General features: G+C 67.2%; 25 protein-coding genes. 10 read left to right on the forward strand and 15 right to left on the reverse strand.

Going from position 1 to position 24,953, the window contains the following annotated elements:
* A partial coding sequence (locus FHD67_RS20715) for a hypothetical protein (protein ID WP_218062320.1) occupies positions 1-205 on the forward strand: 205 nt, incomplete at its 5' end.
* Between the two features lie 464 nt (positions 206-669).
* Here FHD67_RS20715 and FHD67_RS14655 read toward each other — a convergent pair.
* From FHD67_RS14655 to FHD67_RS14675, 5 genes are all read right to left on the reverse strand, one after another.
* Positions 670-1,608, reverse strand: a complete 939-nt coding sequence (locus FHD67_RS14655) for a DUF481 domain-containing protein (protein WP_139599132.1) — start codon at positions 1,606-1,608, stop codon at positions 670-672.
* A gap of 498 nt (positions 1,609-2,106) precedes the next feature.
* On the reverse strand, positions 2,107-2,589 hold the full coding sequence (gene nusB / locus FHD67_RS14660) for a transcription antitermination factor NusB (RefSeq protein ID WP_045982058.1): 483 nt from the start codon (positions 2,587-2,589) through the stop codon (positions 2,107-2,109).
* Positions 2,586-3,128, reverse strand: coding sequence for a 6,7-dimethyl-8-ribityllumazine synthase (locus FHD67_RS14665; RefSeq protein ID WP_046000249.1), 543 nt, complete (start codon positions 3,126-3,128; stop codon positions 2,586-2,588). The genes nusB and FHD67_RS14665 overlap by 4 nt, the downstream gene beginning before the upstream one ends.
* Positions 3,129-3,132: 4 nt before the next feature.
* On the reverse strand, positions 3,133-4,251 hold the full coding sequence (gene ribB / locus FHD67_RS14670; protein ID WP_045982067.1) for a 3,4-dihydroxy-2-butanone-4-phosphate synthase: 1,119 nt from the start codon (positions 4,249-4,251) through the stop codon (positions 3,133-3,135).
* Between the two features lie 22 nt (positions 4,252-4,273).
* A complete protein-coding gene (locus FHD67_RS14675; RefSeq protein WP_046000248.1) occupies positions 4,274-4,882 on the reverse strand; it encodes a riboflavin synthase in 609 nt (202 codons plus the stop codon).
* Positions 4,883-5,070: 188 nt separating this feature from the next.
* On the opposite strand from FHD67_RS14675, the gene FHD67_RS14680 reads away from it, so the two are divergent.
* From FHD67_RS14680 to FHD67_RS14690, 3 genes are all read left to right on the forward strand, one after another.
* Positions 5,071-6,417 (forward strand): capsule biosynthesis protein, encoded by a 1,347-nt coding sequence (locus tag FHD67_RS14680; protein WP_139599133.1) that lies wholly within the window; start codon positions 5,071-5,073, stop codon positions 6,415-6,417.
* 151 nt (positions 6,418-6,568) lie between these two features.
* On the forward strand, positions 6,569-7,663 hold the full coding sequence (locus FHD67_RS14685) for a polysaccharide biosynthesis/export family protein (RefSeq protein WP_232303314.1): 1,095 nt from the start codon (positions 6,569-6,571) through the stop codon (positions 7,661-7,663).
* Between the two features lies 1 nt (position 7,664).
* Entirely contained in the window at positions 7,665-9,671 is a 2,007-nt protein-coding gene (locus FHD67_RS14690) for a capsular polysaccharide biosynthesis protein (protein WP_139599134.1), read from the forward strand.
* Here FHD67_RS14690 and ribD read toward each other — a convergent pair whose 3' ends face one another.
* Both ribD and nrdR read right to left on the reverse strand, forming a co-directional pair.
* Positions 9,672-10,682: a bifunctional diaminohydroxyphosphoribosylaminopyrimidine deaminase/5-amino-6-(5-phosphoribosylamino)uracil reductase RibD gene (gene ribD, locus FHD67_RS14695; RefSeq protein WP_255352865.1), complete on the reverse strand. Its 1,011-nt coding sequence runs from the start codon at positions 10,680-10,682 to the stop codon at positions 9,672-9,674. It lies immediately after the preceding gene.
* A complete protein-coding gene (gene nrdR / locus FHD67_RS14700; RefSeq protein ID WP_045982052.1) occupies positions 10,679-11,143 on the reverse strand; it encodes a transcriptional regulator NrdR in 465 nt (154 codons plus the stop codon). Before nrdR ends, ribD begins: the two co-directional genes overlap by 4 nt.
* 163 nt (positions 11,144-11,306) lie before the next feature.
* On the opposite strand from nrdR, the gene FHD67_RS14705 reads away from it, so the two are divergent.
* Positions 11,307-11,978 (forward strand): SDR family oxidoreductase, encoded by a 672-nt coding sequence (locus tag FHD67_RS14705; protein ID WP_139599135.1) that lies wholly within the window; start codon positions 11,307-11,309, stop codon positions 11,976-11,978.
* Here FHD67_RS14705 and FHD67_RS14710 read toward each other — a convergent pair.
* The 6 genes from FHD67_RS14710 to FHD67_RS14735 all read right to left on the reverse strand — a co-directional run bounded on the left by FHD67_RS14710 (position 11,969) and on the right by FHD67_RS14735 (position 18,934).
* Entirely contained in the window at positions 11,969-12,394 is a 426-nt protein-coding gene (locus FHD67_RS14710) for a secondary thiamine-phosphate synthase enzyme YjbQ (protein ID WP_046000244.1), read from the reverse strand. The two genes, FHD67_RS14705 and FHD67_RS14710, sit on opposite strands and share 10 nt — an antisense overlap.
* Positions 12,391-13,794, reverse strand: a complete 1,404-nt coding sequence (locus FHD67_RS14715; RefSeq protein WP_139599136.1) for a DNA recombination protein RmuC — start codon at positions 13,792-13,794, stop codon at positions 12,391-12,393. The genes FHD67_RS14710 and FHD67_RS14715 overlap by 4 nt, the downstream gene beginning before the upstream one ends.
* Positions 13,795-13,857: 63 nt before the next feature.
* Positions 13,858-14,283: a BLUF domain-containing protein gene (locus tag FHD67_RS14720; protein ID WP_052715208.1), complete on the reverse strand. Its 426-nt coding sequence runs from the start codon at positions 14,281-14,283 to the stop codon at positions 13,858-13,860.
* Positions 14,273-16,246: an RNA polymerase sigma factor RpoD gene (gene rpoD, locus FHD67_RS14725; RefSeq protein WP_046000242.1), complete on the reverse strand. Its 1,974-nt coding sequence runs from the start codon at positions 16,244-16,246 to the stop codon at positions 14,273-14,275. The genes FHD67_RS14720 and rpoD overlap by 11 nt, the downstream gene beginning before the upstream one ends.
* Before the next feature lie 150 nt (positions 16,247-16,396).
* Complete coding sequence (gene dnaG / locus FHD67_RS14730; protein WP_139599137.1) at positions 16,397-18,307, reverse strand: DNA primase; 1,911 nt, start codon at positions 18,305-18,307, stop codon at positions 16,397-16,399.
* 42 nt (positions 18,308-18,349) lie between these two features.
* Positions 18,350-18,934 (reverse strand): TetR/AcrR family transcriptional regulator, encoded by a 585-nt coding sequence (locus FHD67_RS14735; RefSeq protein WP_046000240.1) that lies wholly within the window; start codon positions 18,932-18,934, stop codon positions 18,350-18,352.
* Positions 18,935-18,974: 40 nt separating this feature from the next.
* Here FHD67_RS14735 and FHD67_RS14740 point away from each other — a divergent pair, with 40 nt between their 5' ends.
* Positions 18,975-19,259 (forward strand): hypothetical protein, encoded by a 285-nt coding sequence (locus FHD67_RS14740; protein WP_176695145.1) that lies wholly within the window; start codon positions 18,975-18,977, stop codon positions 19,257-19,259.
* Between the two features lie 58 nt (positions 19,260-19,317).
* The gene (locus tag FHD67_RS14745) at positions 19,318-20,496 is read left to right on the forward strand and encodes an alpha-hydroxy acid oxidase (protein WP_139599138.1); all 1,179 of its coding nucleotides are present in this window, start codon (positions 19,318-19,320) and stop codon (positions 20,494-20,496) included.
* Here the strand turns inward: FHD67_RS14745 and FHD67_RS14750 are convergent.
* Complete coding sequence (locus FHD67_RS14750) at positions 20,493-21,452, reverse strand: acyltransferase family protein (protein ID WP_139599139.1); 960 nt, start codon at positions 21,450-21,452, stop codon at positions 20,493-20,495. The two genes, FHD67_RS14745 and FHD67_RS14750, sit on opposite strands and share 4 nt — an antisense overlap.
* Before the next feature lie 209 nt (positions 21,453-21,661).
* Here FHD67_RS14750 and FHD67_RS14755 point away from each other — a divergent pair, with 209 nt between their 5' ends.
* From FHD67_RS14755 to gluQRS, 3 genes are all read left to right on the forward strand, one after another.
* Complete coding sequence (locus tag FHD67_RS14755) at positions 21,662-22,291, forward strand: 50S ribosomal protein L25/general stress protein Ctc (protein WP_045982043.1); 630 nt, start codon at positions 21,662-21,664, stop codon at positions 22,289-22,291.
* A 101-nt stretch (positions 22,292-22,392) separates the two neighbouring features.
* A complete protein-coding gene (gene trmFO / locus FHD67_RS14760) occupies positions 22,393-23,730 on the forward strand; it encodes a methylenetetrahydrofolate--tRNA-(uracil(54)-C(5))-methyltransferase (FADH(2)-oxidizing) TrmFO (RefSeq protein ID WP_139599140.1) in 1,338 nt (445 codons plus the stop codon).
* Complete coding sequence (gene gluQRS / locus FHD67_RS14765; protein WP_139599141.1) at positions 23,712-24,533, forward strand: tRNA glutamyl-Q(34) synthetase GluQRS; 822 nt, start codon at positions 23,712-23,714, stop codon at positions 24,531-24,533. The genes trmFO and gluQRS overlap by 19 nt, the downstream gene beginning before the upstream one ends.
* Here gluQRS and hisI read toward each other — a convergent pair.
* A complete protein-coding gene (gene hisI / locus FHD67_RS14770) occupies positions 24,530-24,886 on the reverse strand; it encodes a phosphoribosyl-AMP cyclohydrolase (protein ID WP_139599142.1) in 357 nt (118 codons plus the stop codon). The two genes, gluQRS and hisI, sit on opposite strands and share 4 nt — an antisense overlap.
* Between the last annotated feature and the right edge of the window lie 67 nt (positions 24,887-24,953).

A 24,953-nucleotide genomic window follows, 5' to 3' on the forward strand; every position in this document is an offset into this window, starting at 1 on the left:
CGATCACGACGTCAACTCGACGCCACAACCGTCACCCAATCCCCAGAATGTCTCCCGATCCAACCGCGCTTCCCAGCGCCGCCTTCCCGGCCCCTCCAGCGTTCCCGCCTTCGGTGAAGCGGTGTTTAGGCCCGAGAACAAATGCACGCAACAAGAAAATGACATCCCCGCACGACAAACTTCATATATCACTGATTATGAATGATTTTTATCAGAAGAATTCTGCTTCTATCTGCGCTGCAGGACAGAATCAGGTTCGCCGCCAGACCGACTCACGAGCCCTCACCCGCATCTGGCATACGGTCGGCGCCCCCCGATGCGGCTCCACCTTGATTAATATGCGGCGCGGGCCTAGATTTGAGTTGTGGCGGGCTTCTGCTCTTCCCGCGTATGGCCAAATTTCCACTGGCCTATAAGTTTTCCGAGGGCGCTGGCTCTGTCGTGACCCTGGTCACGTTACCCGGTGCCCACCTGATATATCAGGCTTTCGGGAAATCTGTCGCCGTCGCGGTCGCTGCGGTTCCCGCCACACCCTCCCCACTCCCATCCATGCAACACGTCTCAGCAGAAGATGCTCGTATGCTGCAGTCCTGTCGAAGCCATGGCGCAATACGCAAAAGGGCGGCCCGAGGGCCGCCCTTTCGTCATCCAATCATCCCGTGGGATGGATCAGAAGCCGTAGACCACTGCCAGACCGACGGTGTTGTCGGTGCGGATCGCACGGTCTTCCTGGTATTCACTGGTGTAGCTCACGCGGGTTGCCAGCTGTTCGGAGACGCGGAAGTTCACGCCGAACTCGTTGGTGATCACGTCCGAGGAGTCTTCGGAACCCAGGTAGTCGGTATCATTCGTGATGAAGATATTGTCGTTGAAGCGATGGTACAGACGCGACGACGCAATGTAGCCGACCGAAGTGTCCGAGGAATCTGCGACCGGGGTGCCATCAAAGGTCGCGCCCAGTTCCTGCGCACCCGTCTTGGTGTAGCGCACACCAACGCCGGCCTGAACTCGCCAGGTGGTCTGTTCGGAGTTCAGGATGCGGTAGCCGGGACCGAAGCCCAGGAACGCGTCGGTGCGGAAATCGTCAAATTCAGCGGCGAAATCTTCATCGGTCTGCGACGGGCTGTTGCGGACGCCGTCGACCAGACCGTTCTGGTTGATGCGGCCCAAGGCGAAGGCGTACAGCTGATCATTGAAGTAGTACTGCGCGTCATAGATCGCGGCGACGTCTTCCTGGTCCTTGTTGCCGAAATCGTCTTCACCGAATTCCAGCGACAGGCCCACGCTCTGCGCGAACACGCCCTGGTTGTAGTTCACGCGACCACCGATCGCCAGATCTTGGTTGTCGGTGTTGCCGGTGCGGCCGGTGTAGCTCAGCGACATGTTGCCGAACAGGCCCTGGCGACGGTCAGCGGGGCCGAAGCGGTCAGCGTCGTTGTCACGGTCGAACGCGTCGGTCACATCTTCTTCGATGTCGGTGATGCGGTCGTTGATGGCCGACACGCCGGCAGCGTCGGCGCCGGTCGAGATCTCGGATTGCGCGAATGCCGGAACCGACAGGGCGGTCAGGATTGCGGCGGTGCTGGTCAGCAGCGTAACTTTTTTCATTTTCGTCGTCCTCACGAGCTGAGTAGGATTGTCCCGGCCCCGTTCCGGGCACCAGAGCATCTCTGCTGGGACATCAATTAGCGCCCCCCCCTTTCGGTTCAAAGCCCACCGCATTTCTTCTGCAAGTCGCGCAATCGTGAGCATGCTTGGGTCTTGACAGAAACTGGCGAAACCTTGCCGAAAACGACGTGTAATGTTTGGTGATGCAACTTTCTCGCGACTTGACGAACGTACTTGGAACGCGACGTTTTTATGGGTTTTGTTCCATGCTGTCACTCAAGCCCGCAAAAACAACCAACTGAAACATCAGCGTGAGTGCCTTAATATTGGGCAAGATATTGACGGCGTTCAGGCATCATAAATGTTGCACAGATGCCACGATCCCGCTGTCAGAATGACACGACGTGCAAGGCGTCTGTCAAGCGAATGAACCCGTCCGTCCAACGAAAACGGCCCGGATCAGGGATCCGGGCCGCATCGTCATGACGGGACTGTCCGTCAGCCAAGGGAATCAGGTTTGAAGTCACGCGCCATGTGGTCCAGCACGGCATTCACAAAGCGCGCCTCGCGGCCGTCCGGAAAGAAGGCCTGCGTCAGCCGGACGTATTCGGTGATGACCACCTTGGCGGGTGCACGTTCGGCCACCAGTTCGGCGCCAGCGGCGCGGAACACGGCGCGCAACACCGGATCGATCCGGTCGATGGGCCATTTCGCCACCAACCCGCGGTCGGTGGCCTGGTCGATCTTGGACTGCCACATGACGACGTCGTCGACGATGCGGGTGAACAGCGCCTCGTCGGCCTGATCGGTCGGGCCGTCGCGGTCGTCGAAATCAATGCGGAAGTTCTGGAATTCGCGCGTGACACGGTCTGCGGACTGACCCGCGGCCTCCATCTGGAACAGCGCCTGCACGGCATACATCCGCGCCGCGCTGCTGAGGGCGCGCCGGTCGGGCCGCTTGTCCTGGTCGTGGTCGGTCATGCCTTGCCTTGCCCTTCAAGTTCGCCCGCCAAGCGGATCACGTCATGGGCCGCAGCCTTTTGCGGTGTCGCCGCCCAACGGCGCGCAAGTGCCACCAGATGCAGCGCGGCCGCCGCGGCGCCCCCGCCCTTGTTCTGACCCGCCGGGTCCGCGCGGACCTGGGCCTGGGCCATCGTCTCGACCGTCAGGATGCCGTTGCCGAGGCAGACGCCCTGCAGCCCCAGCAGCGTCAGCGCGCGGGAGCTGTCGTTGCAGACGGTGTCGTAATGCGTGGTCTCTCCGCGGATGACGCAGCCCAGGGCCACGAAGCCGTCATACTGACCGCTGCGGGCGGCAAGGCCCACGGCGGTGGGGATCTCCAGCGCGCCGGGCACCTCGATCACGTCAAGGCTGGCGCCCGCGGCATCCGCCGTGGCGCGGACCCCCGACAGCAGGCCGTCGGTGATGTCCTTGTAATAGGGTGCCACGACCGCCAGCAGGCGCACCGGAGCATCCAGACGCGGCAGCGCCAGTTCGTGATGTTGCGTGTTCGAGGCCATGTACCTAGTCCTTGGGGATAGGCCGGGTGGAATGGATGGAAAGGCCGTAGGCGTCAAGCCCAACCACCTTCACCGGCGCCGAATTGGTCAGCAGGATCAGGTCCGACAGGCCAAGGGCCGACAGGATCTGCGCGCCCAGGCCGTATTGACGCAAGGTATGCGGCCCGACATCGCCCGGATCGGCGATCGCATGGGACAGGTCGCGGATCAGCACGACGACGCCCCGCCCCTCGTCGGCGATGGCCTGCATCGCCGCGGGCAGGCTGCCCGCGCTTTCGCGCCCGACGCCCAGCACGTCGTGCAGCGGGTCCAGCGCGTGCATCCGCACCAGCACCGGCTCGGGGGTCGTCAGATCGCCCTTGGTCAGGACGATATGCTCGCTTCCCTGCGTCTCGTCCGCAAAGACCCGCATCATCCAGTCGCCGCCATGGGCGGAATGAACCGCCTTCTGCGACCGCTCGGCGATCAGGTTGTCGTGGCGGCGGCGATAGCGGATCAGGTCGCTGATCGTGCCGATCTTCAGCCCGTGGCGCTGCGCGAAATCCACCAGATCGGGCAGGCGTGCCATGCTGCCGTCGTCATTCATGATCTCGCAGATCACGCCCGACGCGTTCAGCCCGGCCAAGCGGGAAATGTCGACCGCGGCCTCGGTGTGGCCCGCGCGGACCAGCACGCCCCCGTCGCGGGCGCGCAGCGGAAAGATGTGGCCCGGCGTAGCGATATCAGGCGCGCCCTTGGTCGGGTCGATCGCCACGCTGATCGTGCGTGCGCGGTCGGCGGCGCTGATGCCGGTGGTGACGCCTTCGCGCGCCTCGATGGACATGGTGAAGGCGGTCTCGTGCCGGCTGGAGTTCTTAGGGCTCATCAGCGTCAGGCCCAGGGTCTCGATCCGGTCGGCGGTCAGCGTCAGGCAGATCAGCCCGCGCCCATGCGTCGCCATGAAGTTGATGGCATCCGGCGTGGCCATCTGGGCGGGAATGCACAGATCGCCCTCGTTCTCGCGGTCCTCGTGGTCGACCAAGATGAACATCCGGCCGTTGCGGGCTTCGTTGATGATGTCCTCGATCGGAGAGATGGCGGCCGACAGGTCGCGTTCGACGGGTCCGGGTTCTTCGAATTGCATCTGTTCGTCCTTCACGCAGGCGTCACGCGCCGATCGGTTGTCCGGCTTCGGCCAGCCGCGCGACATAGCGGGCCAGCGTGTCGATTTCCAGGTTTACGACATCGCCCACCGCCGCATCGCCCCAGGTGGTCACCTGCTGGGTATGCGGGATCAGGTTGATGCCGAAGCTGTTGCCAAAGACCTCGTTCACGGTCAGCGAGGTACCGTTCAGCGTGACCGAACCCTTCTGTGCGATGAAGCGTGCCAGGTCGGCGGGCGCCTCGAAGGTCAGGCGCAGGCTGTCGCCGTCCTTCGCGGCGGCGGTGATCTGGGCCACGCCGTCGACATGGCCGCTGACGATATGGCCGCCCAGCTCGTCGCCGACGCGCAGCGCGCGTTCCAGGTTCAGGCGCTGACCCACGGACCAACCCTCGGCGCCGATGCTGGTCTTGGACAGCGTCTCGGCCGAGATGTCGACGTCGAACCAGTCCGGGCCCTTGGCCACGACCGTCAGGCAGACGCCGTCGCAGGCGATCGAGGCGCCCAGATCCACGCCGGCCATGTCATAGGCACAGCCAATGCGCGCGCGCATGTCGCCGCGCATCTCGACCGCGCAGACGATGCCGATATCCGTGATGATCCCCGTGAACATCGCAGCCCTTCCCTAATGATCCTGGTCCGAACTAGGCCATCGGCCCTGTCCGTTCAAGCACCAAGCCCCCGCCCCCGCGCCGGGCCGCTAAAGCTTGATGCACAAAATGATGGATCGGTGGGGCATGACATGGCATGTCTGACGCATGGCCCCAGGCATTGCGGCCGCCCCTCCTTTTCAAGTCGACCATGATTCAGACCGGCGTCACCCCCCTGCCCCAGACCTCGCACGCGCCGACGGGCCGCGTGTCCGCGCAGGGTGATCCGGTCTTCCTAATGCTGCAGGGGCCCCACGGTCCGTTCTTCGACCGCCTTGGACGGCTGCTGCGCGCGGCGGGGGCGGTGGTCTGGCGCTGCGGCTTCAACGCGGGGGACGAGTTCTTCTGGTCCGACCCGAAAAGCTTCATCCGCCATCAGGGCAGCGTCGACGACTGGCCCGACCATCTGGCGGCGATCCTGGACGACAAGGGCGTGACCGACATCGTCCTCTACGGCGATGTCCGCCCGATCCACGCCACCGCCCGCCGCCTGGCCGCAGCCCGCGGCCTGCGCGTCCACGTGTTCGAGGAAGGCTATCTGCGTCCCTACTGGGTCAGTTATGAACGTCAGGGATCGAACGGAAACTCGGTTCTGATGCGCATTCCGCTGGCCCAGATGCGTGCCGCCCTGCGCGAGCAGATCAACGAGGTGCGCCGCCCGCCCGCCCATTGGGGCGATATGCGCCATCACAAGTTCTACGGCGCCTTCTATCATTTCCTGATCCTGGTCGCGAATGGCCGGTACCGCGCCTATTCGGGGCATCGTGCGATCGGCGTCGTGCAGGAATTCCGTCTCAACCTGCGGCGGCTGGTGCTGGCCCCGGCCTACAACCTGGGCCGCGCGCTGCAATGGCGGCGCCTGCGCCTGTCGGGCTGGCCCTACAACCTGGTCCTGATGCAGCTGGAACACGATTCCAACTTCCTGGGACATTCGCCCTTCACCCGCAACGCCCAGTTCGTCCGCACCGTGATCGAGGGGTTCGCCCGCGCCGCCCCCCGACACCACCACCTGATCTTCAAGGCCCACCCGCTGGAGGACGGTCGCGCGGGGAACCGCGCCGCCATCCACGCGGCGGCTGCCGAACATGGGGTGTCGGACCGCGTACATTACGTCCGCGGCGGCAAGCTGGCCGAGATCCTGTCCCATGCCCGCGCCGTGGTCACCGTCAATTCTACCGCCGGCCAGCAGGCCCTGTGGCGCGGGATTCCCGTCAAGACCCTGGGCCGCGCCGTCTATGACAAGCCGGGGCTGGTGTCCGAGCAGAAGCTGGAGGAGTTTCTGGCCGATCCTGACGCCCCAGATCCGCAGGCCTACCGCGTCTTTCGCGACTATCTGCTGCAGACCAGCCAGATCCCCGGCGGCTTCTATGCCAGCCGGTCGCGCGCCCACGCGCTGCGCCTGGTGGCCGACATGCTGCTGTCGCCGGACGACCCGTACCAGGCGCTGGCGACCGGCCGAATCCTGCCGCGGCAGCAACTGGCGGACCGCCATGGCTGAAAGGCAACGCCCCGCCGACATTGCTCAAGATGATATAGCCTGTCTTTGCGGACAGGGTTACAGTGGATGCAAACCGGCATACAAGGCCGGAACCAGACAACATGGAGTATCAGAGGTGACAGTTTTATCCCGGTCGTCGACCACCCTGCGGATGCTGATGATCGCGTCAATGAGCCTTCTGGCCGCTTGCGCGCTGCCCCGTTCCGGCCCCAACAAGAACGAGATCTTCAACGGCGCGGTCGAACGCGGCGGCAACACGCAGGTGATCTACGTCAACGACCACGTCACCCGTGCCTCCGCCTTCGCACCCGCCTACGGGTTCTCGAACAGCTTCCGCAATGCCGGACAGGTCGGCGCGGACGAGATCCGGGCCGGCGACACGCTTGGCCTGTCGATCTGGGAGAACGTCGATGACGGTCTGCTGACCTCGCTCGGCGCCAGCTCGACCACCCTGACCGAAATCCAGGTGGACAGCGACGGCTTCATCTTCGTGCCCTATGCCGGCCGGGTCCGCGCCGCGGGCAACACGCCCGACCAGCTGCGCCAGGTCATCACTGACGCGCTCAGCGCGCAAACCCCCGACCCGCAGGTGACCGTCCAGCGCGTCGCAGGCAACGGTGCGACCGTGTCCGTGGTGGGCCGCGTCGGCGCTCAGGGCGTCTATCCGATCGAGCGTCCGACCCGGTCGCTGTCGGCCATGCTGGCCCGTGCGGGCGGCGTCGCCATCGAGCCCGAGGTCGCCGTCGTGACCGTCAAACGCGGCAACGACAGCGGCCGCGTCTGGCTAACCGACCTCTACAGCAGCCCCACCAACGACATCGCCCTGCGCCCGGGCGACCTGATCGTGGTCGAGGAAGACCAGCGGACCTTCACCGCCCTCGGCGCCCTGGGCGGCCAGACCCGCGTGCCCCTGGGCAATGAGGTGATCAATGCGGCCGAGGCCATCGCCATGGTCGGCGGTCTGACCAGCGCCTTGGCCGACCCCACCGGCGTCTTCGTCCTGCGCGACGAGCCGGAATCGGTCGCCTCGCGCGTTCTGGGCAAGCCGGTCGTCGGCACGCAGCGCTTCGCCTATGTCCTGGACCTGACGCGCCCCAACGGCCTGTTCCTGGCCCGCGACTTCGTCATCCGCGACGGCGACACCGTCTATGTAACCGAGGCGCCCTACGTCCAGTGGCAGAAGACCCTGTCCGCCGTCACCGGCAGCGCCGCCACCGCAGACAGCCTGTCCAGCATCGGCAACTGATCTGCTACCGACGCCGCAAGACGATCGTTCAGCCGCCGGGGAAACCCGGCGGCTTTGCGTTTTCAACCTTGGTTTCCTGACCCGCCCCCGGATCGCACGCATCCTGACGCTGGCCGGCCACCGTCCGGTCCTGGCCCTGCCCCGGCCTGGCGATGCGGTGGGCATCTGGGGCGATAGCCCGACGGCATGGCGCGGTCGGGCCATTGCGCGACGCCACGGCTGCCCGCTGATCACGGTCGAGGACGCCTTGCTGCGATCGGTTCTGCCCGGCCGGGCGCGGGGGACACTGGCGGCTCGCGGTCCGGTCGGACTGATCATCGACCCCCAGGGGCTGCATTTCGATCCTGACCGGCCCTCCCGCCTGGAACACCTCATCGGACAACCGCTGGCACCCGCCACGCGCGACCGCGCGGTTCGCCTGCTGGCCCGGCTGCGCACGGCGGATCTTTCGAAATACAATTTTCATGATCCCGACACGCCGCTGCCGCCGCCCGGCTATGTCTTGGTCATCGATCAGACGCGGGGCGACGCATCCTTGCGCGGCGCGGACCGCGCTTTGTTTCTGACGATGCTGCAGGCCGCGCGTGACGAACATCCCGGCTGCCGCATCGTGATCCGCACTCATCCCGAAACCGCGGCGGGGCTGCGGCCCGGCCATCTGACCGCCGAGGACCTGCGTCCCGGCGACACGCTGTGCGACGCAGCGGTATCCCCGTGGCGACTGGTCGAGGGGGCCGATGCGGTCTATGCCGTCAGCTCTCAACTGGGATACGAGGCCTTGCTGGCCGGGCACCGACCGCGCCTGTTCGGTCAGCCGTTCTATGCAGGCTGGGGCCTCAGCGATGACGAAACCCCGCCCGCCCGGCGCGGCCGCGCCACGCGCGAGGCGTTGTTCGCCGCCAGTCACCTGACCGGGCCCACATGGTACGACCCCTGCCGCGACCGTCTGACCGATTTCGAAGGCGCGGTGGATCAGATCGAGGCCGAGACCCGCGCCTTTCGCCAGGACCGGCACGGCCACACGGCCTATGGCATGCGTCTGTGGAAGCGCCGCTTCCTGGCCCGTGAATTCGGCGATGCCCGCCCGCTGCGTTTTGCGGCTGAACCCGGCCCGCAGGTGACCCTGGCTTGGGCCGGGGCTGCGCCTCAGGTGCCGCAGGCGATCCGGGTCGAGGACGGCTTTCTGCGATCGAACGGCCTTGGTGCCGCGCTGACCCCGCCCCTGTCGGTGGTGGCCGACGATCTGGGGATCTATTTCGACCCGACCGCGCCCTCCCGGCTGGAAGCGCTGATCTCTCGCGGCCCGCCGCCCTGCGGACGGGACAGGGCGGAACGGCTGATCGCCGCGCTGATCGCCGCGCGGCTGACCAAGTACAATCTGGGCGGGACCATTGACCTGCCCCCACGCGACGGGCGCCGCTGCATCCTGGTGCCCGGACAGGTCGAAGATGACGCCTCGATCCTGAAGGGCGCGGGCGCCGAACGGACCAACCTGGCGCTGTTGGCGCGGGTGCGGGCGGACAATCCGGATGCCTGCCTGATCTACAAGCCGCATCCCGATGTCGAGGCGGGGTTACGCCCCGGCGCGATCGATGCCGCATCGGTGGCGGCCTTGGCCGATCACGTCGCCACCCACGCCGATCCTGTCACGCTGATCGAGGCCGTGGACGAGGTTTGGACAATCACCTCGACACTGGGGTTCGAGGCGCTGCTGCGAGGCAAGCCCGTGACTGTGCTGGGTGCGCCCTTCTATGCGGGCTGGGGGCTGACGCGCGATCTAGGTCCCTTGCCCGCCCGGCGTCAGGCGCGCCCCGATCTGGCGGCGCTGGTCCATGCGTGCCTGATCGCCTATCCCCGCTATCGCGATCCGGTGACGGGCCTGCCCTGCCCGGTCGAACTGGCGCTGGAACGGCTGGCGGAAGGACAGGCGCATCCGCCACCGGCCCTGCGGCTGCTGGCCAAGGCGCAGGGCGCGCTGGCCGGACATGCCTGGATCTGGCGCCGCTAGTCAGGCACGGGTCCAGCGATGGAACAGATCGCCGCCAATGGCGCGCGTCTCGGCCAGGCGAAACCGCGGTGCCTGGGCCAGATGCGTCCAGCCGGTCGGACCCAAGAACGGCCGCGCCTCTGCCCCAAGCGCCAGGCCGGCGGTATAGCCGACCAGCTGATCGACCAGCCCCGCGGCCAGCAGGCTTGCAGCCAGCCGCCCGCCCCCTTCGCAAAAGACCCGCGTGATGCCGCGCGCCCCCAGATCGGCCAAGACCTTTGCCGGGGGCCCGTCGACCCGCCACAGCGGCCCGTGATCGGCGTCCTGCGGCGGCAATGGTGGCAAGGCCTGTGCCGATACGACAATGCGGACCGGCTGCTGCGGCGTGCGGATGCCGCGCACGTTCAGATGCGGCAGGTCGGTGCGTGCCGTCGCTCCGCCGACCATGATCGCGTCATGCTGCGCGCGCAGGGCATGGACATGTGCGCGGGCGGCGGGCCCGGTGATCCACCGGCTTTCCCCGCTGGCCATGGCGATGCGCCCGTCCAGGCTGCTGGCCAGCTTCAGCGTCACGAAGGGGCGGCCCGCGGTGATGCGCAGCAGGAACCCCGCCTGCAAGTCCGCGGCCTGATCCGCCAGCACGCCTTCGATCAGCGGAATGCCAGCATCGCGCAGCATCTGGTGACCCCGCCCGGCCACGCGCGGGTCCGGGTCGGTCAGCGCCGTCACCACCCGCGCAACACCCGCGCCGACCAGCCCCGCGGCGCAAGGCGGTGTGCGGCCGTGATGGGCGCAGGGCTCCAGCGTGACATAGGCGGTCGCTCCCGCCGCCAGCGGTCCCGCCTGGTCCAGTGCCATGCGTTCGGCATGCGGCCTGCCGCCGGGCTGGGTCCAGCCGCGTCCGACGACGCGACCGTCGCGCAACAGCACGCAGCCCACCGCGGGGTTCGGCCAGACGTTGCCCAGGCCGCGCCGCGCCAGGCGCAGGGCATGGGCCATGTGCCGGGCGTCTTCTGTCGGATCGGGGGTCAATCGTTGGCGGCGCCGGGGCGCAGCTCGGACACGAACTTGTCGAAGTCGTCCGCATCCTGAAAGTTCTTGTAGACGCTGGCGAACCGGACATAGCCCACATTGTCGATGCGCGACAAAGCCTCCATCACGATCTCGCCGATGGTCTTGGACGGGATGTCGGTCTCTCCGGTGCTTTCAAGCCTGCGGACGATGCCGCTGATCATCTGTTCGATGCGTTCCGGCTCGACCGGTCGCTTCTGCATGGCGATGCGGATCGACCGGGCCATCTTGTCGCGGTCGAAATCCTCGCGGCGGCCATTCGTCTTGACCACGACAAGATCGCGCAGCTGGACGCGTTCATAGGTTGTGAAACGCCCGCTGCAGGACGGGCAGAAGCGACGACGGCGGATCGCCACGTTATCCTCGGCCGGGCGCGAGTCCTTGACCTGGGTATCGACATTTCCGCAAAACGGGCAGCGCATTCCGTTGTCCCTGTGCCAAGGCGATCCACCGTCACTATAGGCACCTTGGCAGGGATTGGGTAGCTTTATCCACAGCCCACAAGATAGGCCCCCTGGAACCTGTGGCCCGAATGCCGCGTTGCCGCCCGTAATTTCCTGCGGGATTCAACCGATTGAGGCATCCATGACCCAGACCCTGTTCATCACCGGCGCCTCCTCCGGCATCGGTGCGGCGACCGCGCGCGCCGCCGTTGCCGCCGGCTGGAACGTCGCGCTGTTCGCCCGGTCCGCGGACAAGCTGTCCGCCTTGGCGAAGGAACTGGGCGACCGGGCGATGGTCGTCAGCGGCGATGCCACCGACATCGACGCGCTGACCGCCGCCGCGGCCCAGGTCGCCGACCATTTCGGCGGCATCGACGCGGCCTATGCCAATGCGGGGCGCGGCCTTTCCAAGCCGGGGACCGAGGCGGGCGATTTGGACGACATTCGCGGGATGATCGACCTGAACGTCATGGGCGTGGTCCTGACGGCGCGCGCCCTGCTGCCGCATCTGCGCAAGACGCGGGGAACGCTGGTACTGACCGGGTCCGCGGCGGGACGCCAGCACATCAAGGGCTCGATCTATGGCGCGACCAAGTGGTTCGTGCATGGCTATGCCGGCAACTTGGCCGAAGAGATGCGCGAATGGGGCGGGCGCTGCTGCGTCGTGGCACCGGGGATGGTCGACACCGCATTCTTTGACGACGGCGCCCCGGACAAGCTGCAGCCGGACGATGTCGCCGCCGCCGTCATACACATGATCACCGCCCCGGACCGCGCCGCGATCCGCGAGGTGTATCTGATGCCTCAGGCCTGAGGCGCGAACATCGCCACGACCTGACGCCGATGTGGGGCCCGGCGGTGTTCCACCAGATAGATGCCCTGCCAGCGGCCCATTATCATCCGACCCCGGTCGACCGGGATCTGCAGGGTCGTTGGCAAAACGGCCGCCTTCAGATGCGCGGGCATGTCGTCAGGCCCCTCATAGCGGTGCGTGATCCAGCCCATGGACGGATCGTCGGCGGGCGGGGCCAGACGGTCCAGCCATGCCAGTAGGTCAGCCTGCACCTCGGGGTCGGCATTCTCCTGGATCAACAGAGACGCGGACGTATGCTGCACGATCAGGGTCAGAACCCCCCGGACCGCGCCGCCGGAACGCAGCCAATCGGCCAGTTCCGCAGTGATGTCGTGACAGGCGGGCCCCTGCGTGGCGACGGTCAGGACATGCATCATTCGGCGGCCTCCGGGCCCAGCAGGGCATCGTCGCGGTCATGGTCAAGGTCGATCTGCTTGCTGGCACGCGCGCCCAGGGACCGCAGCATCTCGACCTGACGGATGACATTGCCGGACCCGCGCGTCAGCCTATCCATCGCCTGACCGTGGGCACGGTTGGCCTGTTCCAGCGCGCGGCCGACGCCGTCCATCGCCTCGACGAAGCCCGCGACCTTGTCATACAGTTGCCCCGCTCGGCGCGCGATCTCCAGCGCGTTGCTTTCGCGCCGCTCGACCGCCCAGATGTGATCGACCGTGCGCAGCGTCAGCATCAGCGTCGTGGGCGTCGTCAGTCCCACGCGGCGTTCCATCGCGAATGCCGCCAATGCGGGATCGGCCCGCAGCGCGTCCGAGAACGCCCCCTCGATCGGGATGAACATCAGCACGTAATCGACGGAGTTGTCGTCCATCCGCTGATAGCCCTTGCCCGACAGCGTGGCGATGTGCGTGCGGATGGCGGCCACGTGACGGCGCAGCGCCGCGGCAGAGGCCGCCGGATCGTCCAGCGTCACCGAAGCCTCGTAATCGTTCAGCGACACCTTGCTGTCGATGACCATGACCTTGCCGCGCGGCATCTTGACCACCACGTCGGGACGCCACAGCTTGCCGTCATCGTCGCGCCAGCTGGACTGCAGGTCGTAATGCGTCCCGGCCATCAGCCCCGAATCCTCCAGGATGCGTTCCAGAACCATCTCGCCCCAGGCACCCTGCTGCTGCTTGTCGCCCTTCAGGGCGCGGGTCAGGTTGACGGCCTCGCGGCTGATCTGTTCGCTGCGGTTGTGCAGGGACAGGATCTGTTCGCGCAGGCGGGCCGATTCCTCGTCCAGCACCTTGTTTCGGGCCTGCAGCTCTGTCTGGAACCGGCCGACCTGATCGCGGAACGGGGTCAGCAGGGCCGCCAGCTGGTCGTTCTGCAACCGCTGCAGATCGTCCTGCTGCGCGCGCAGCGTCTCTGCCGACAGCAGCTTGAACTGCTGGGTCATCTCGGCGCGCAGTTCCCGCAGGGTGGCAACCTCGCGCGCGCTGGCCTCGGCGTCTTTCTCGGCGCGCAGGCGTGTTTCGGCCAGACTTGTCTCCAGCTGCGCCGCCTGCCGGCGGGCGTGATGCAGCGCGTCGGTCAGACCGTCCCGCTCCTCGGTCAGATCGGCAAGGCGGGCATCCTGCGCCTCGGCCCGGGTCTGCGCGCGGGTGCGGTCCAGGTTCGCCTCGTGCAGTCGATCCTCGGCCAGTGTCGCGCGCCCACGCATCCGCGACAGTGCCACCTGCCCGCGCCACCACAGCAGCAGCGCCAGCGCGACCGCCAAGGCCGGCCCGATCACCGTCATGTCGGAAAGCCACGCCCCGGCATCGTCGAACTGCATCCTGTCATCACCCCGTCGTTTCGGGGCAGTGTTCACAGTTTGTGCCGCAAGCGCAAGGCGCTGTCAGAGATCGAGGCCCATCATGAAGGCGACCACGCCGCCCGCATAATCCCCGCGATGCACGGTCGAACTGTCGGACCGTGCGAACCAGTCCATCAGCGATGCCCTGTCCCGGTCCGAGAAACGCATCCGCCAATCCTGAAAGCGCCGGTGATCCAAAGCGCCCTGGTCCAGAATCTCGAAATCGCAATGACGGTCGTCGTCCATCAGCGACGCCACCACCTTCCGCAGGCCGTCGGCCGGTCCCTCCAGCCACTGGAAGAACAGGCCGTCCTCGTGGTGCAGGCATCCGGTCAGGCCAAGCGACTGGTTGCGATGGCGCGCGGTGCGCAGGATGTCCTGCATGGCCGAGCCGTCCAGACCAGCACGCGCGGTGCTGCGGTAGAGGACAAAGCCCAGGCCCTGCAGGTCGTCCAGATCACTGGTCAAGGAAGGACCGCAGCTTTCTGCTCCGCGACGGATGCTTCAGCTTGCGCAATGCCTTGGCCTCGATCTGGCGGATGCGTTCGCGGGTCACGCTGAACTGCTGGCCGACCTCCTCCAGGGTGTGGTCGGTGTTCATGCCGATGCCGAAGCGCATGCGCAGCACCCGTTCCTCGCGCGGCGTCAGGCTTGCCAGGACGCGGGTCGTGGTCTCCTTGAGGTTCTCCTGGATGGCGCTGTCCAGCGGCAGGACGGCGTTCTTGTCCTCGATGAAATCGCCAAGCTGGCTGTCCTCCTCGTCCCCGATCGGGGTCTCCAGGCTGATCGGCTCCTTGGCGATCTTCATCACCTTGCGGACCTTCTCCAGCGGCATCTGCAGCTTCTCGGCAAGTTCCTCGGGGGTCGGTTCGCGGCCGATCTCGTGCAGCATCTGGCGGCCGGTGCGGACCAGCTTGTTGATCGTCTCGATCATGTGGACCGGGATGCGGATCGTCCGCGCCTGATCCGCGATGGACCGGGTGATCGCCTGACGGATCCACCAGGTCGCATAGGTCGAAAACTTGTAGCCGCGGCGGTATTCGAACTTGTCCACGGCCTTCATCAGGCCGATGTTGCCCTCCTGGATCAGGTCCAGGAACTGCAGGCCGCGGTTCGTGTATTTCTTGGCGATCGAGATGACCAGGCGCAGGTTGGCCTCGACCATCTCCTTCTTGGCCTGACGGGCCTCCTTCTCGCCGCGCTGGACCTGGGCCACGATGCGGCGGAACTCCTCGATATCCACGCCGACATACTGGCCGACCTCGGCCATGTCGCCGCGCAGACGCTCGACCTGGTCGCGCGACCGGTCGAACAGCGCCTGCCAGCCGCGCCCGGCCTGCGCGGACATGCGGTCCACCCAGTTCGGGTCCAGTTCGCTGCCGCGATAGGCGTCGATGAACTCGCGGCGGTTGATGCGGGCCGCGTCGGCCAGCTTGACCATGCCGCTGTCGATGGTGACGATCCGGCGGTTGATGCCGTAAAGCTGATCGACAAGCGCCTCGATCCGGCCGCTGTTGAGGTGCAGCGAGTTCACCAGGACGACGATTTCCGACCGCAGGTTCTGATAGTCGCTCTCGGCACTGGCCGAGAAGCTGTTGTCCTCGTTCAGCGTCGCGGACATGCGCTGGTCCTGCATGTCGGCCAGCCCCTCGTAGTGATGGGCGATGGCTTCCAGCGTCTCCAGGACCTTGGGCTTGAGGCTTGCCTCCATCGCGGCTAGCGACAGGTTGGCGCCCTCGTCCTCGTCCTCGTCATCCTCGACGCGCAGCGGGTTGCCGTCGGCGTCGAACTCCTCGCGCTTGGTCGCGGCAGGGCTGGCCTCGCCCTCGACGGTCAGTTCGACCTCCTCGGCCTCCTCGTCGTCCATGGACTGGCCGAAGGTGGTCTCGAGGTCGATGACGTCGCGCAGCAGGATCTCTTCGTCCAGAAGCTCCTCGCGCCACAGCGTGATGGCCTTGAACGTCAGCGGGCTCTCGCACAGGCCCGCGATCATGGTGTTGCGGCCCGCCTCGATCCGCTTGGCGATGGCGATCTCGCCCTCGCGGGAGAGCAACTCGACCGATCCCATCTCGCGCAGATACATGCGGACGGGGTCGTCGGTGCGGTCCAGCTTTTCGGTCTCGCTGGCCGACACGGCCAGTTCGCGCGACCCGGACCCGGTGGTGACGATGGCCCCGCCCTCCGACTCCTCGGCGGCGTCGTCGTCCTCGATGACGTTGATGCCCATTTCGGACAGCATTGACATGACGTCCTCGATCTGCTCGCTGCTGACCTGCTCGGGCGGCAGGACGGCGTTCAGCTGGTCGTAGGTGATGTAGCCACGCTCGCGTGCCTCGGCGATCATTTTCTTGACCGCCGCCTGGCTCATGTCCAGCGTATGGGCATTGTCGTCCTTGTCGGTCTTGTCGTGGTCATCGTCCTTGGCGGCCATCCAGGGCTCCTTCTCGGCGAGATCGTGGGCGGGTGATTCGCATGTGCGTGCGAATCGTCGCAAAGTTGCTTCGGTTCTAACGTGCTTCCCGGCCGAATCAAAGGCCGGGCGCGCTGATGATTCGCAACCCCCGGGGGTTGCGAATCGCGGTCACCGCCGGGGCGGCTTGCGCCAGATCTGGCCCGACAGCCAATCCGACAATTGCGCCGACATGGCGTCGCGATCCTCGTTCATGTCGCCCGACGTCTCCATCTCGGGGTTCTCGGCCCGGTGGCGGGCGCGGGTGATCTGGCTGATGCGCCATGTCAGTCCCTCATCGGCCTCTCCCTGGATCTCGGATTCGGCGCGGGGCAGTTCGTGCGTCGTGGCGCGCGCGACCTCGATGCGGTCCAGAAGATCCAGCAGCATCGTCACGGCGCCGTCGTCGTCCTTCCGTTCGATGATTGCGGGCGTCAGGCCCAGATGGGCGTCGCGGCGCAGGGTTTCAAGGCCGCGCCGCCCGGCCGGGCTGTCGGTGTGGGTCAGCAGATCATGAAGCAGCGCCGCGCGGTCCGGGTCGCGCGGCAGCACGCGTTCAAGACGCGCCTCGACATGCGCCACGACCGAAGGGCGCAACGCACAGATCAGCAAGGCAGCGCCCTCCAGCGTCCCCTCTCCCTGCTCCGGGACGTTGATCCCCACCGGCAGGGACGGCGCCCGCGGGGCCATCGAGGCCCCTTGGCGCCGGGCCGGGCCACGCCCGGCCGCGCCCCCCCGCGGGGTGGTCTTGCGGGCGCCACCGCCGAACAGCTCCCACTGCTTGCGCCGGATATCCTCGGAGTACAGCGCGCGGGTGCGTTCATCGGGGATGCGGGCGACAGCTTCGGCCAGGCGGCGATCCAGGGCCGCCTTGCGTTCCGGACTGTCGAAGACCTGCCCCTGCGTCTCGCGCCCCCAGAGCAGGTCCAGCATGGGCCGTGCCTGATCCAGCAGCGCCCCCATCGCGCCCGGGCCGGATGCCTTGATCAGATCGTCGGGATCCTGCCCCGCGGGCAAAATGACAAAGCGCAGTGCCTGTTCGGGTCCGGTCAGCGGCAACGCCAGGTCGATCAGCCGCTGCGCCGCGCGCTGGCCCGCCGCATCGCCGTCTAGCGCGATCACCGGTTCGGGTGAGACGCGCCACATCAGGCGCAGTTGCTCCTCGGTGATGGCGGTGCCCAGGGGGGCCACCGCCCCCTCGAACCCCGCGCGGGCCAGGGCGATCACGTCCATGTAGCCTTCGGCCACGACCAGCCGCTGACCCTTGGCGACCGCGCTGCGCGCAGGGCCCAGATTGTACAGGTTGCGCCCCTTGTCAAAAAGCGGCGTTTCCGGGCTGTTGAGGTATTTCGCCCGCGCGTTCGGGTCCATCGCCCGGCCGCCGAAGCCGATGCAGCGGCCCTGTCCGTCGCGGATCGGAAAGATGATGCGCCCCCGGAACCGGTCATAGGCCGCGCCGCCGCCTTCGGGCCGGGCGGACATGCCGGCCTCGACGATCTGGTCTTCGGCAAAGCCCTTGTCGCGCAGGGCCGCGGTCAGGGCGGTGCGGTGATCGGGGGCAAAGCCGATCTCGAACCGGTCCAGTGCGGCCGCGTCCAGGCCGCGGCGGTCCAGGTAATCGCGCGCATCCGCCGCGGCGCCGGTCTGCAACTGCAGGCGGAACCAGCGGCAGGCGGCCTCCGTCACCTCCAGCAGCCGCGTCCGCCTGTCGGTCTTTTCGCGGGCACGGGGGTCGGGTTCGGGCATGGTCAGCCCGGCTTCGGCGGCCAAGAGCTTGACCGCCTCCATGAACTCCATCCCGTCATGGTCGCGCAGGAAACCGATGGCGTCGCCCTTGGCCTGACAGCCGAAGCAGTAATAATAGCCCTTCTGGTCGTCGCAGTGAAAGCTGGCGGACTTTTCCTGGTGGAAGGGGCACGGTGCCCACCAGTCGCCGCGCGCCTGGTTCGACTTGCGCAGATCCCACGTGACCTTCTTGCCGATCACCCGGCTGATCGGGACGCGGTTGCGAATCTCGTCAAGGAAACCGGGGGGCAGGGACATGGGCGCGATTATCCGGCATGGCGCGGGGGGCAGCAAGCGCCTTCAGGCGCCCACCGCGCCGCGGGCCAGCCCCCAGTAGATCTGGGCGATGCGGCCCCGGTCCAGGCGCCCGCCCTCGCGGTACCAGTTCGTCACCCCGGTCAGCATCGCGATCAGGGCCAGCGTGGTCAGCTTAGGATCCTCGATCCTCATGGAGCGGGAGGCGACCCCGGCACGGAGAATCTGCTCCAACGCGGCCTCGTACCGGCCCCGCAGCGCCGCGATGCGGGCGAAATTGTCGGGCGTCAGGTTGCGCAGCTCCATGTAGGACAGGAACACCGCGTCGCTGTGATCCAGGCTGAAATCGATGTGGAACCGCACGAAGCGTTCCAGCCGCCCCAGCGGATCGGCCGCCGGATCGTCCGACCAGGCGCCCAGCAGCTCCTGCATATGGCTTTCCAGCAGGTCGGCCAGCAGCGCCTGCTTGTCGGGCGTATAGGCGTAAAGCGCGCCGGCCTGCACGCCCACGGCGGCCGCGATCTGGCGCATCGACACGGCGGCATAGCCTTGCCGCGCGAACAGGCGGCGGGCCTTGTCGCGGATCAGGGGGCCGGTGATTTCGGCGCGGGAACCGGTGGTGCGGGCCATGGCCCCGTGTCTAGCGCGCGGCCACGGCCGAGGGAAGGCGTTGCCGGACGCCCCCGGCCCGCGTATCGTCGCCGCCATGAGACACGCCCTGATCCTTGCGCTGACGCTGGCCGCCTGCACCGCCGACGGGGACTATCCCCGCCTGCTGCCGACGGAACAGGCGCTGGCCGAACCCGCCCTGCCCGCCCATGCGACCGCGGCCCGCACCGACCCCGCACCGCTGGAGGATGCGACCGCCGCCCGTGCAGCCGCCCTGCAGGCGCGGGCCGATGCGCTGCGCGGCCCGGTGGTCGATCCGGGCCTGCGGGGACGCGCGGGCGGGTGATTGCCAGAGGTCCGCGCAACTGGTAATAAGTTTTGACCAGTTCGCGAAAGGCCATGCCATGCCCGTCATCACCTGCATCGACGATCTCAAGCGGATGCACCGCGCCCGCACGCCCAAGATGTTCTACGATTATGCGGAATCGGGCAGCTATACCGAACAGACCTTTCGCGACAACACGACCGATTTCGCGCGGCTGAAGCTGCGCCAGAAGGTCGCCGTGGACATGTCCGACCGCCGTCTGTCGCGGCAGATGGCGGGTCAGGCAGTGACCATGCCGGTGGCGCTGGCTCCGGTCGGCATGACAGGCATGCAGCATGCCGACGGAGAGATCCACGCCGCCCGCGCGGCCGAGAAGTTCGGCGTGCCGTTCTGTCTGTCCACCATGTCGATCTGTTCGATCGAGGACGTGGCCGCGCACACGACGGCGCCCTTCATGTTCCAGTTGTACGTGATGAAGGACCAGGATTTCGTTGCCGCCATCATCGAACGCGCCAAGGCCGCCAACTGCAGCGCGCTGGTCCTGACGCTGGACCTGCAGATCCTTGGCCAACGGCACAAGGACTTGAAGAACGGCCTGTCCGCGCCACCCAAGATGACCCTGCCCACGATGCTGGACCTGTCCACCCGCTGGCGGTGGGGCATGGGCATGCTGAAGACCAAGCGCCGCTTCTTCGGCAACATCGTGGGTCATGCCAAGGGCGTGGGCGACACCTCCAGCCTGATGAGCTGGACGGCCGAGCAGTTCGACGAGCGCCTGGACTGGGACAAGATCGCCAGGATCCGCGACATGTGGGGTGGCAAGCTGATCCTGAAGGGCATCTTGGACCCCGAAGACGCCCGCATGGCCGCCGATTTCGGCGCCGATGCGATCATCGTCAGCAACCATGGCGGGCGACAGCTGGACGGTGCCCTGTCGTCGATCCGGATGCTGCCCCATATCGTCAAGGCGGTGGGCGACCGGGTCGAGGTCCACATGGACAGCGGCATCCGGTCGGGTCAGGACGTGCTCAAGGCGCTGGCGCTTGGCGCGCACGGCACCTGGATCGGACGGGCCTGGCTGCACGGGCTGGGCGCGATGGGAGAGGCCGGCGTGACCCGCGCGCTGGAGATCATCCGCAAGGAGCTGGACATCAGCATGGCGCTGTGCGGCGAACGCGACCTGGACAATATCGGGCCCAAGCATCTGCTGATCCCGCGCGACTTCCTGGACGAATACCAGATCGGCCAGCCGGCCTAGAACAGGCGCGACAACCAGCGGTGGCGTCGGCCCGCGAGGCTGACGCCCCAGACCAGCAGGAACGGCAGGGCGATCCCCAGGACCGCCGTGACGCCGGGGTGGTCCACCCCCAATTTCGGCAGCCCCTGCAGCACGATCACGTGCAGCACATAGATCCCCGCCGCCGCCCGCCCCAAGGGCAGCGCCGTGTCGGGCACCCGCAGCCGCATGACCAGCAGCAGCAGCGCCGGACACAGGATCAGGTGGCCGACCGGGATCTCCAGCAGCGGCTCCTCTCCGATGCGGCGCAGCCAGTACAGGCTTTCGCCGATGGTCAGGGCCAGCCCCCCCGCGACCATCGCCCACAGAAGGGCCGTCGACAGGCGCGGCGGATGCACGGCCATCAACCAGCCCATCACCAGATAGGGATAGAGGTAGAAGGGGCCGTTGCGATAATGTTCGACGGGCATCTCGGACAGGCCGGTCATACGCGCGTATTGCAGCGCGACCCCCACCAGCCCCAGCACGATCGCCGACGCGACGACGGCCCCCGATCCCAGCAGCCGCACCGCGCCCAGGATCACGCCGGAGATCGCCAGCCCCTCCAGAAACCACAGGTGCATGAAGCCGAGCGTCAGTTCGGTCGCGGTCAGCCCAAGGGGCCGGTTCGTGTAATAGGGCGACAGGAACAGCAGATAGACCACGGACCAGACGGCATAGAGCACCAGCAGATGCCCCACCCAATCCGACAGCCGCGCCCGCCGCAGCACCGATGCCAGGAAATACCCCGCGATCAGCGTGAAGACCGGCACCGCGACGCGCAGCACGCTGTTGCCCGTGGCCAGCGCGACCAGGCCCGCATCGCCCCAGCTCCGGAACGTCTCTCGGGCCAGGCCCGAATGCGCGACGACCACGAAGGCGGCCAGCACCACCCGCAGATAGTCCACCGACATCAGCCGCGCCTGCGTCTTGTCCACCGCTGCCCCCAAGCCCCGCCCACGCCTTGCGCGCAGGCCCTGTCGGCCCATAGGGCCGGGGGGACCGGCAAGTCAATTCACCTGCGCGCATGCGTCGCGCGGCGTGGCATTTCTGACTTCACATCCGGGCCGGTCTGCGCTAAGGGCACCGCTTGGCGCCACGCACCCTTGGAGGGTGGCGTCTTCAATCATGGTTAAGGATTAAGAAAATGGCCAAAGAGATTCCGAATCTGGTGGCCGAGGCACGCGCGGGGTCAGGCAAGGGGGCCGCCCGCCAGACCCGCCGCGAAGGCAAGGTGCCCGGTATCGTGTATGGCGACGGCAAAGAGCCCGTCTCGATCGCGTTCGACTTCAACAAGCTGCTGACCACGCTGCGCGCCGGCCGCTTCATGTCCACGCTGTGGAACCTGCAGGTCGAGGGCCAGGACGATGTCCGCGTCATCTGCCGCGGCGTCCAGCGCGACGTCGTCAAGGATCTGCCGATCCACATCGACTTCATGCGCCTGCGCCGCACGTCCAAGGTGAACCTGTTCATCCCGGTCGAATTCATCAACGAGGACAAGTGCCCCGGCCTCAAGCGCGGCGGCACCCTCGTCACCGTGCGTCCCGAGGTCGAGCTGGTCGTGACCGCGGGTGACATCCCCGATCACCTGACCGTGGACCTGGAAGGCCGCCAGATCGGCGACACCATCCACATCAGCGACGTCACGCTGCCGAACGGCGCCAAGGCGACGATCGACCGCGACTTCGTCATCGCGAACCTGGCCGCACCGTCGGCCCTGCGCGCCGAGGATGATGCAGAGGACGGCGACGCCGCCGAGGCAGCCGCCGAGGCCTGATCCCGCGCGGATCGGTCGCATGACCCTGGGGGCGGTGCCGACGGCGCCGCCCCTTTCCATTCCGCCAAGGCCTTGCTAGCCCACCCGTCAAGGAGACACGCATGGAACCCGTCCACATCATCGGTGCCGGCCTTGCCGGATCGGAAGCCGCCTGGCAGATCACCCGGATGGGCGTGCCCGTCGTGCTGCACGAGATGCGCCCGCAGGTCGAAACCTTTGCCCACAAGACCGGCGACTGCGCAGAGATGGTCTGTTCGAACAGCTTCCGGTCCGATGACGACGTGATGAACGCCGTCGGCCAGCTGCACTGGGAGATGCGGGCCGCCGGCGGTCTGATCATGGAGATGGCGGGCCGCCACCGCCTGCCCGCGGGCGGCGCGCTGGCCGTGGACCGCGAGGCCTTTTCGGCCGCCGTCACCGCCGCGTTGAAGGCGGAGCCGCTGATCACCATCGTTCCCGGAGAGATCACCGAACTGCCCGGCACCGGCAACTGGATCGTGGCGACGGGGCCGCTGACCTCGGACGCGCTGGCCGGGGCGATCCGCGGCGTGACAGGGACGGACGCGCTGGCCTTCTTCGACGCCATTGCGCCCATCGTGCATGCCGACACGATCGACATGTCGATCGCCTGGGAGCAGTCGCGCTATGACAAGGGCGAGACGGAGGCCGAGCAGAAGGCCTATATCAACTGCCCGATGAACCGCGACGAATACGAGGCCTTCATCGACGCGCTTCTGGCCGCCGACAAGACCGAGTTCCACGAGGGCGAGACCGCGGGCTATTTCGATGGCTGCCTGCCCATCGAGGTCATGGCCGAACGCGGCCGCGAGACCCTGCGCCACGGTCCGATGAAGCCCGTGGGCCTGACCAATGCCCACAAGCCTCAGGAAAAGGCCTATGCCGTGGTCCAGCTGCGCCGCGACAACGCGCTGGGTACGCTGTACAATATCGTGGGCTTTCAGACCAAGATGAAATACGGCGCGCAGACCCAGGTGTTCCGGATGATCCCTGGCCTGCAGAATGCCGGCTTTGCCCGGCTTGGCGGCATCCACCGCAACAGCTTCCTGAACTCCCCGACGCTGCTGGACGACCGCATGCGCCTGCGCCTGGCGCCGAACCTGCGCTTTGCCGGGCAGATCACCGGGGTCGAGGGATACGTCGAAAGCGCCGCGATGGGGCTGCTGGCAGGCAGGATGGCCGCGGCCCAGGCCCTGGGGCGCGATCTGGCGCCGCCGCCTTTCACCACCGCGATGGGCGCGCTGGTCAACCACATCACCGGCGGGGCCGAGGCCAAGACCTTCCAGCCGATGAACGTGAACTTTGGCCTGTTCCCGCCCCTGCCCGACAGCCGGTCGGGTCGCCGCGGCCGCAAGGACCGCTATCCCGCCTACACGCAGCGCGCCAAGGACGATTTCAACGCATGGCTGGCCGCCCAGTAACACGGTTCGCGCCGTCGCCCACGGGGCTGCTGCACCTGGGCCATGCGTTTTCCGCCCTGACCGCGGCGGCGCAGGGGGATTTCCACCTGCGGATCGAGGATATCGACCCCGACCGCTGTCGCCCGGAATACGAGGCCGCGATCTTCGAGGACCTGGCTTGGCTCGGCCTGGACTGGCCGCGGCCCATGCGCCAGTCCGACCGCATGCCCGCCTATCAGGACGCGCTGGCGCGGCTGGTGCCGCTGACCTATCCCTGCCGCTGCCGCCGGGGCGATATTCGCGCGGCGCTGTCCGCCCCGCAGGAGGGCGCCCTGCCCGCCGGGCCGGATGGCCTGATCTATCCGGGCACCTGCCGCCACCGCGACCTGCGCGATGCCGGCCCCGACGACGTGATCCGGCTGGACGCCGGTCGCGCCTTCGACGCGCTTGGGCTGGACAGCATCGGGTTCACGGATCAAGGCCAAAGCCACATCCTGACCCGTCAGCAGTTCCTGGGGGGCATCGGCGACGTGGTCCTGTCGCGCCGGGGGATGGGCACGTCCTATCATCTGGCGGTTGTCGTGGACGACGCCGCACAGGGGATCACGCTGGTGACACGGGGGATGGACCTGTTCGCGTCGACTCATATCCACGTGCTGCTGCAGCACCTGCTGGACCTGCCGACGCCGGCCTATCTGCACCACCGGCTGATCCGTGACACGGCGGGGCGGCGGCTGGCGAAACGCGACGATGCCCGCGCGATCCGCCAGTACCGGGCGGACGGCGCGTCCCCCGACGACATCCGCCGCATGGTCGGGCTTTAGACCATCGGTTCGGTCAGCACGACCTCGGCCCCGTCCCGGATGCCGGAGTAAAAGCAGCTGCGCCGGTTCGTGTGGCAGGCGGGCCCGGTCTGATCGACCAGCACCAGCAGACAGTCGCGGTCGCAATCGACGCGCATCTCGACCAGCGCCTGGACGTGGCCCGAGCTTTCGCCCTTGATCCAGAACGACGACCGCGACCGCGACCAATAGGTCACACGCCCCGTCTCCAGCGTCCGGGCCACGGCGTCGGCGTTCATCCAGGCCATCATCAGCACCTCGCCCGAGGCGGCGTCCTGCGCGATGGCGGGGATCAGGCCGGCCGCGTCATATTTCAGGCTGAGGGGGTCGAACATCGGGTTTCCTTTCGGCATGGCCATCCCTATCTACTCATCGACCCGCGCTGATGAAACCCCAAGGGAT

The sequence above is a fragment of the Paracoccus haeundaensis genome (genome assembly GCF_006239215.1).
GTDB lineage: Bacteria > Pseudomonadota > Alphaproteobacteria > Rhodobacterales > Rhodobacteraceae > Paracoccus > Paracoccus marcusii.

Bases quoted from the DNA above. Each gene is read 5' to 3' on its own strand.
- FHD67_RS14735 (WP_046000240.1), bottom strand. From the start codon at position 18,934: ATGGCCCGCACCACCGGTTCCCGCGCCGAAATCACCGGCCCCCTGATC.
- FHD67_RS14710 (WP_046000244.1), bottom strand. From the start codon at position 12,394: ATGATGCATGTCCTGACCGTCGCCACGCAGGGGCCCGCCTGTCACGAC.
- FHD67_RS14685 (WP_232303314.1), top strand. From the start codon at position 6,569: ATGCTGATGATCGCGTCAATGAGCCTTCTGGCCGCTTGCGCGCTGCCC.
- hisI (WP_139599142.1), bottom strand. From the start codon at position 24,886: ATGTTCGACCCCCTCAGCCTGAAATATGACGCGGCCGGCCTGATCCCC.
- FHD67_RS14745 (WP_139599138.1), top strand. From the start codon at position 19,318: ATGCCCGTCATCACCTGCATCGACGATCTCAAGCGGATGCACCGCGCC.
- FHD67_RS14715 (WP_139599136.1), bottom strand. From the start codon at position 13,794: ATGCAGTTCGACGATGCCGGGGCGTGGCTTTCCGACATGACGGTGATC.
- rpoD (WP_046000242.1), bottom strand. From the start codon at position 16,246: ATGGCCGCCAAGGACGATGACCACGACAAGACCGACAAGGACGACAAT.
- FHD67_RS14655 (WP_139599132.1), bottom strand. From the start codon at position 1,608: ATGAAAAAAGTTACGCTGCTGACCAGCACCGCCGCAATCCTGACCGCC.
- ribB (WP_045982067.1), bottom strand. From the start codon at position 4,251: ATGCAATTCGAAGAACCCGGACCCGTCGAACGCGACCTGTCGGCCGCC.
- gluQRS (WP_139599141.1), top strand. From the start codon at position 23,712: ATGGCTGGCCGCCCAGTAACACGGTTCGCGCCGTCGCCCACGGGGCTG.
- nrdR (WP_045982052.1), bottom strand. From the start codon at position 11,143: ATGCGCTGCCCGTTTTGCGGAAATGTCGATACCCAGGTCAAGGACTCG.
- FHD67_RS14705 (WP_139599135.1), top strand. From the start codon at position 11,307: ATGACCCAGACCCTGTTCATCACCGGCGCCTCCTCCGGCATCGGTGCG.
- FHD67_RS14675 (WP_046000248.1), bottom strand. From the start codon at position 4,882: ATGTTCACGGGGATCATCACGGATATCGGCATCGTCTGCGCGGTCGAG.
- FHD67_RS14755 (WP_045982043.1), top strand. From the start codon at position 21,662: ATGGCCAAAGAGATTCCGAATCTGGTGGCCGAGGCACGCGCGGGGTCA.
- nusB (WP_045982058.1), bottom strand. From the start codon at position 2,589: ATGACCGACCACGACCAGGACAAGCGGCCCGACCGGCGCGCCCTCAGC.
- dnaG (WP_139599137.1), bottom strand. From the start codon at position 18,307: ATGTCCCTGCCCCCCGGTTTCCTTGACGAGATTCGCAACCGCGTCCCG.
- FHD67_RS14665 (WP_046000249.1), bottom strand. From the start codon at position 3,128: ATGGCCTCGAACACGCAACATCACGAACTGGCGCTGCCGCGTCTGGAT.
- FHD67_RS14680 (WP_139599133.1), top strand. From the start codon at position 5,071: ATGATTCAGACCGGCGTCACCCCCCTGCCCCAGACCTCGCACGCGCCG.
- trmFO (WP_139599140.1), top strand. From the start codon at position 22,393: ATGGAACCCGTCCACATCATCGGTGCCGGCCTTGCCGGATCGGAAGCC.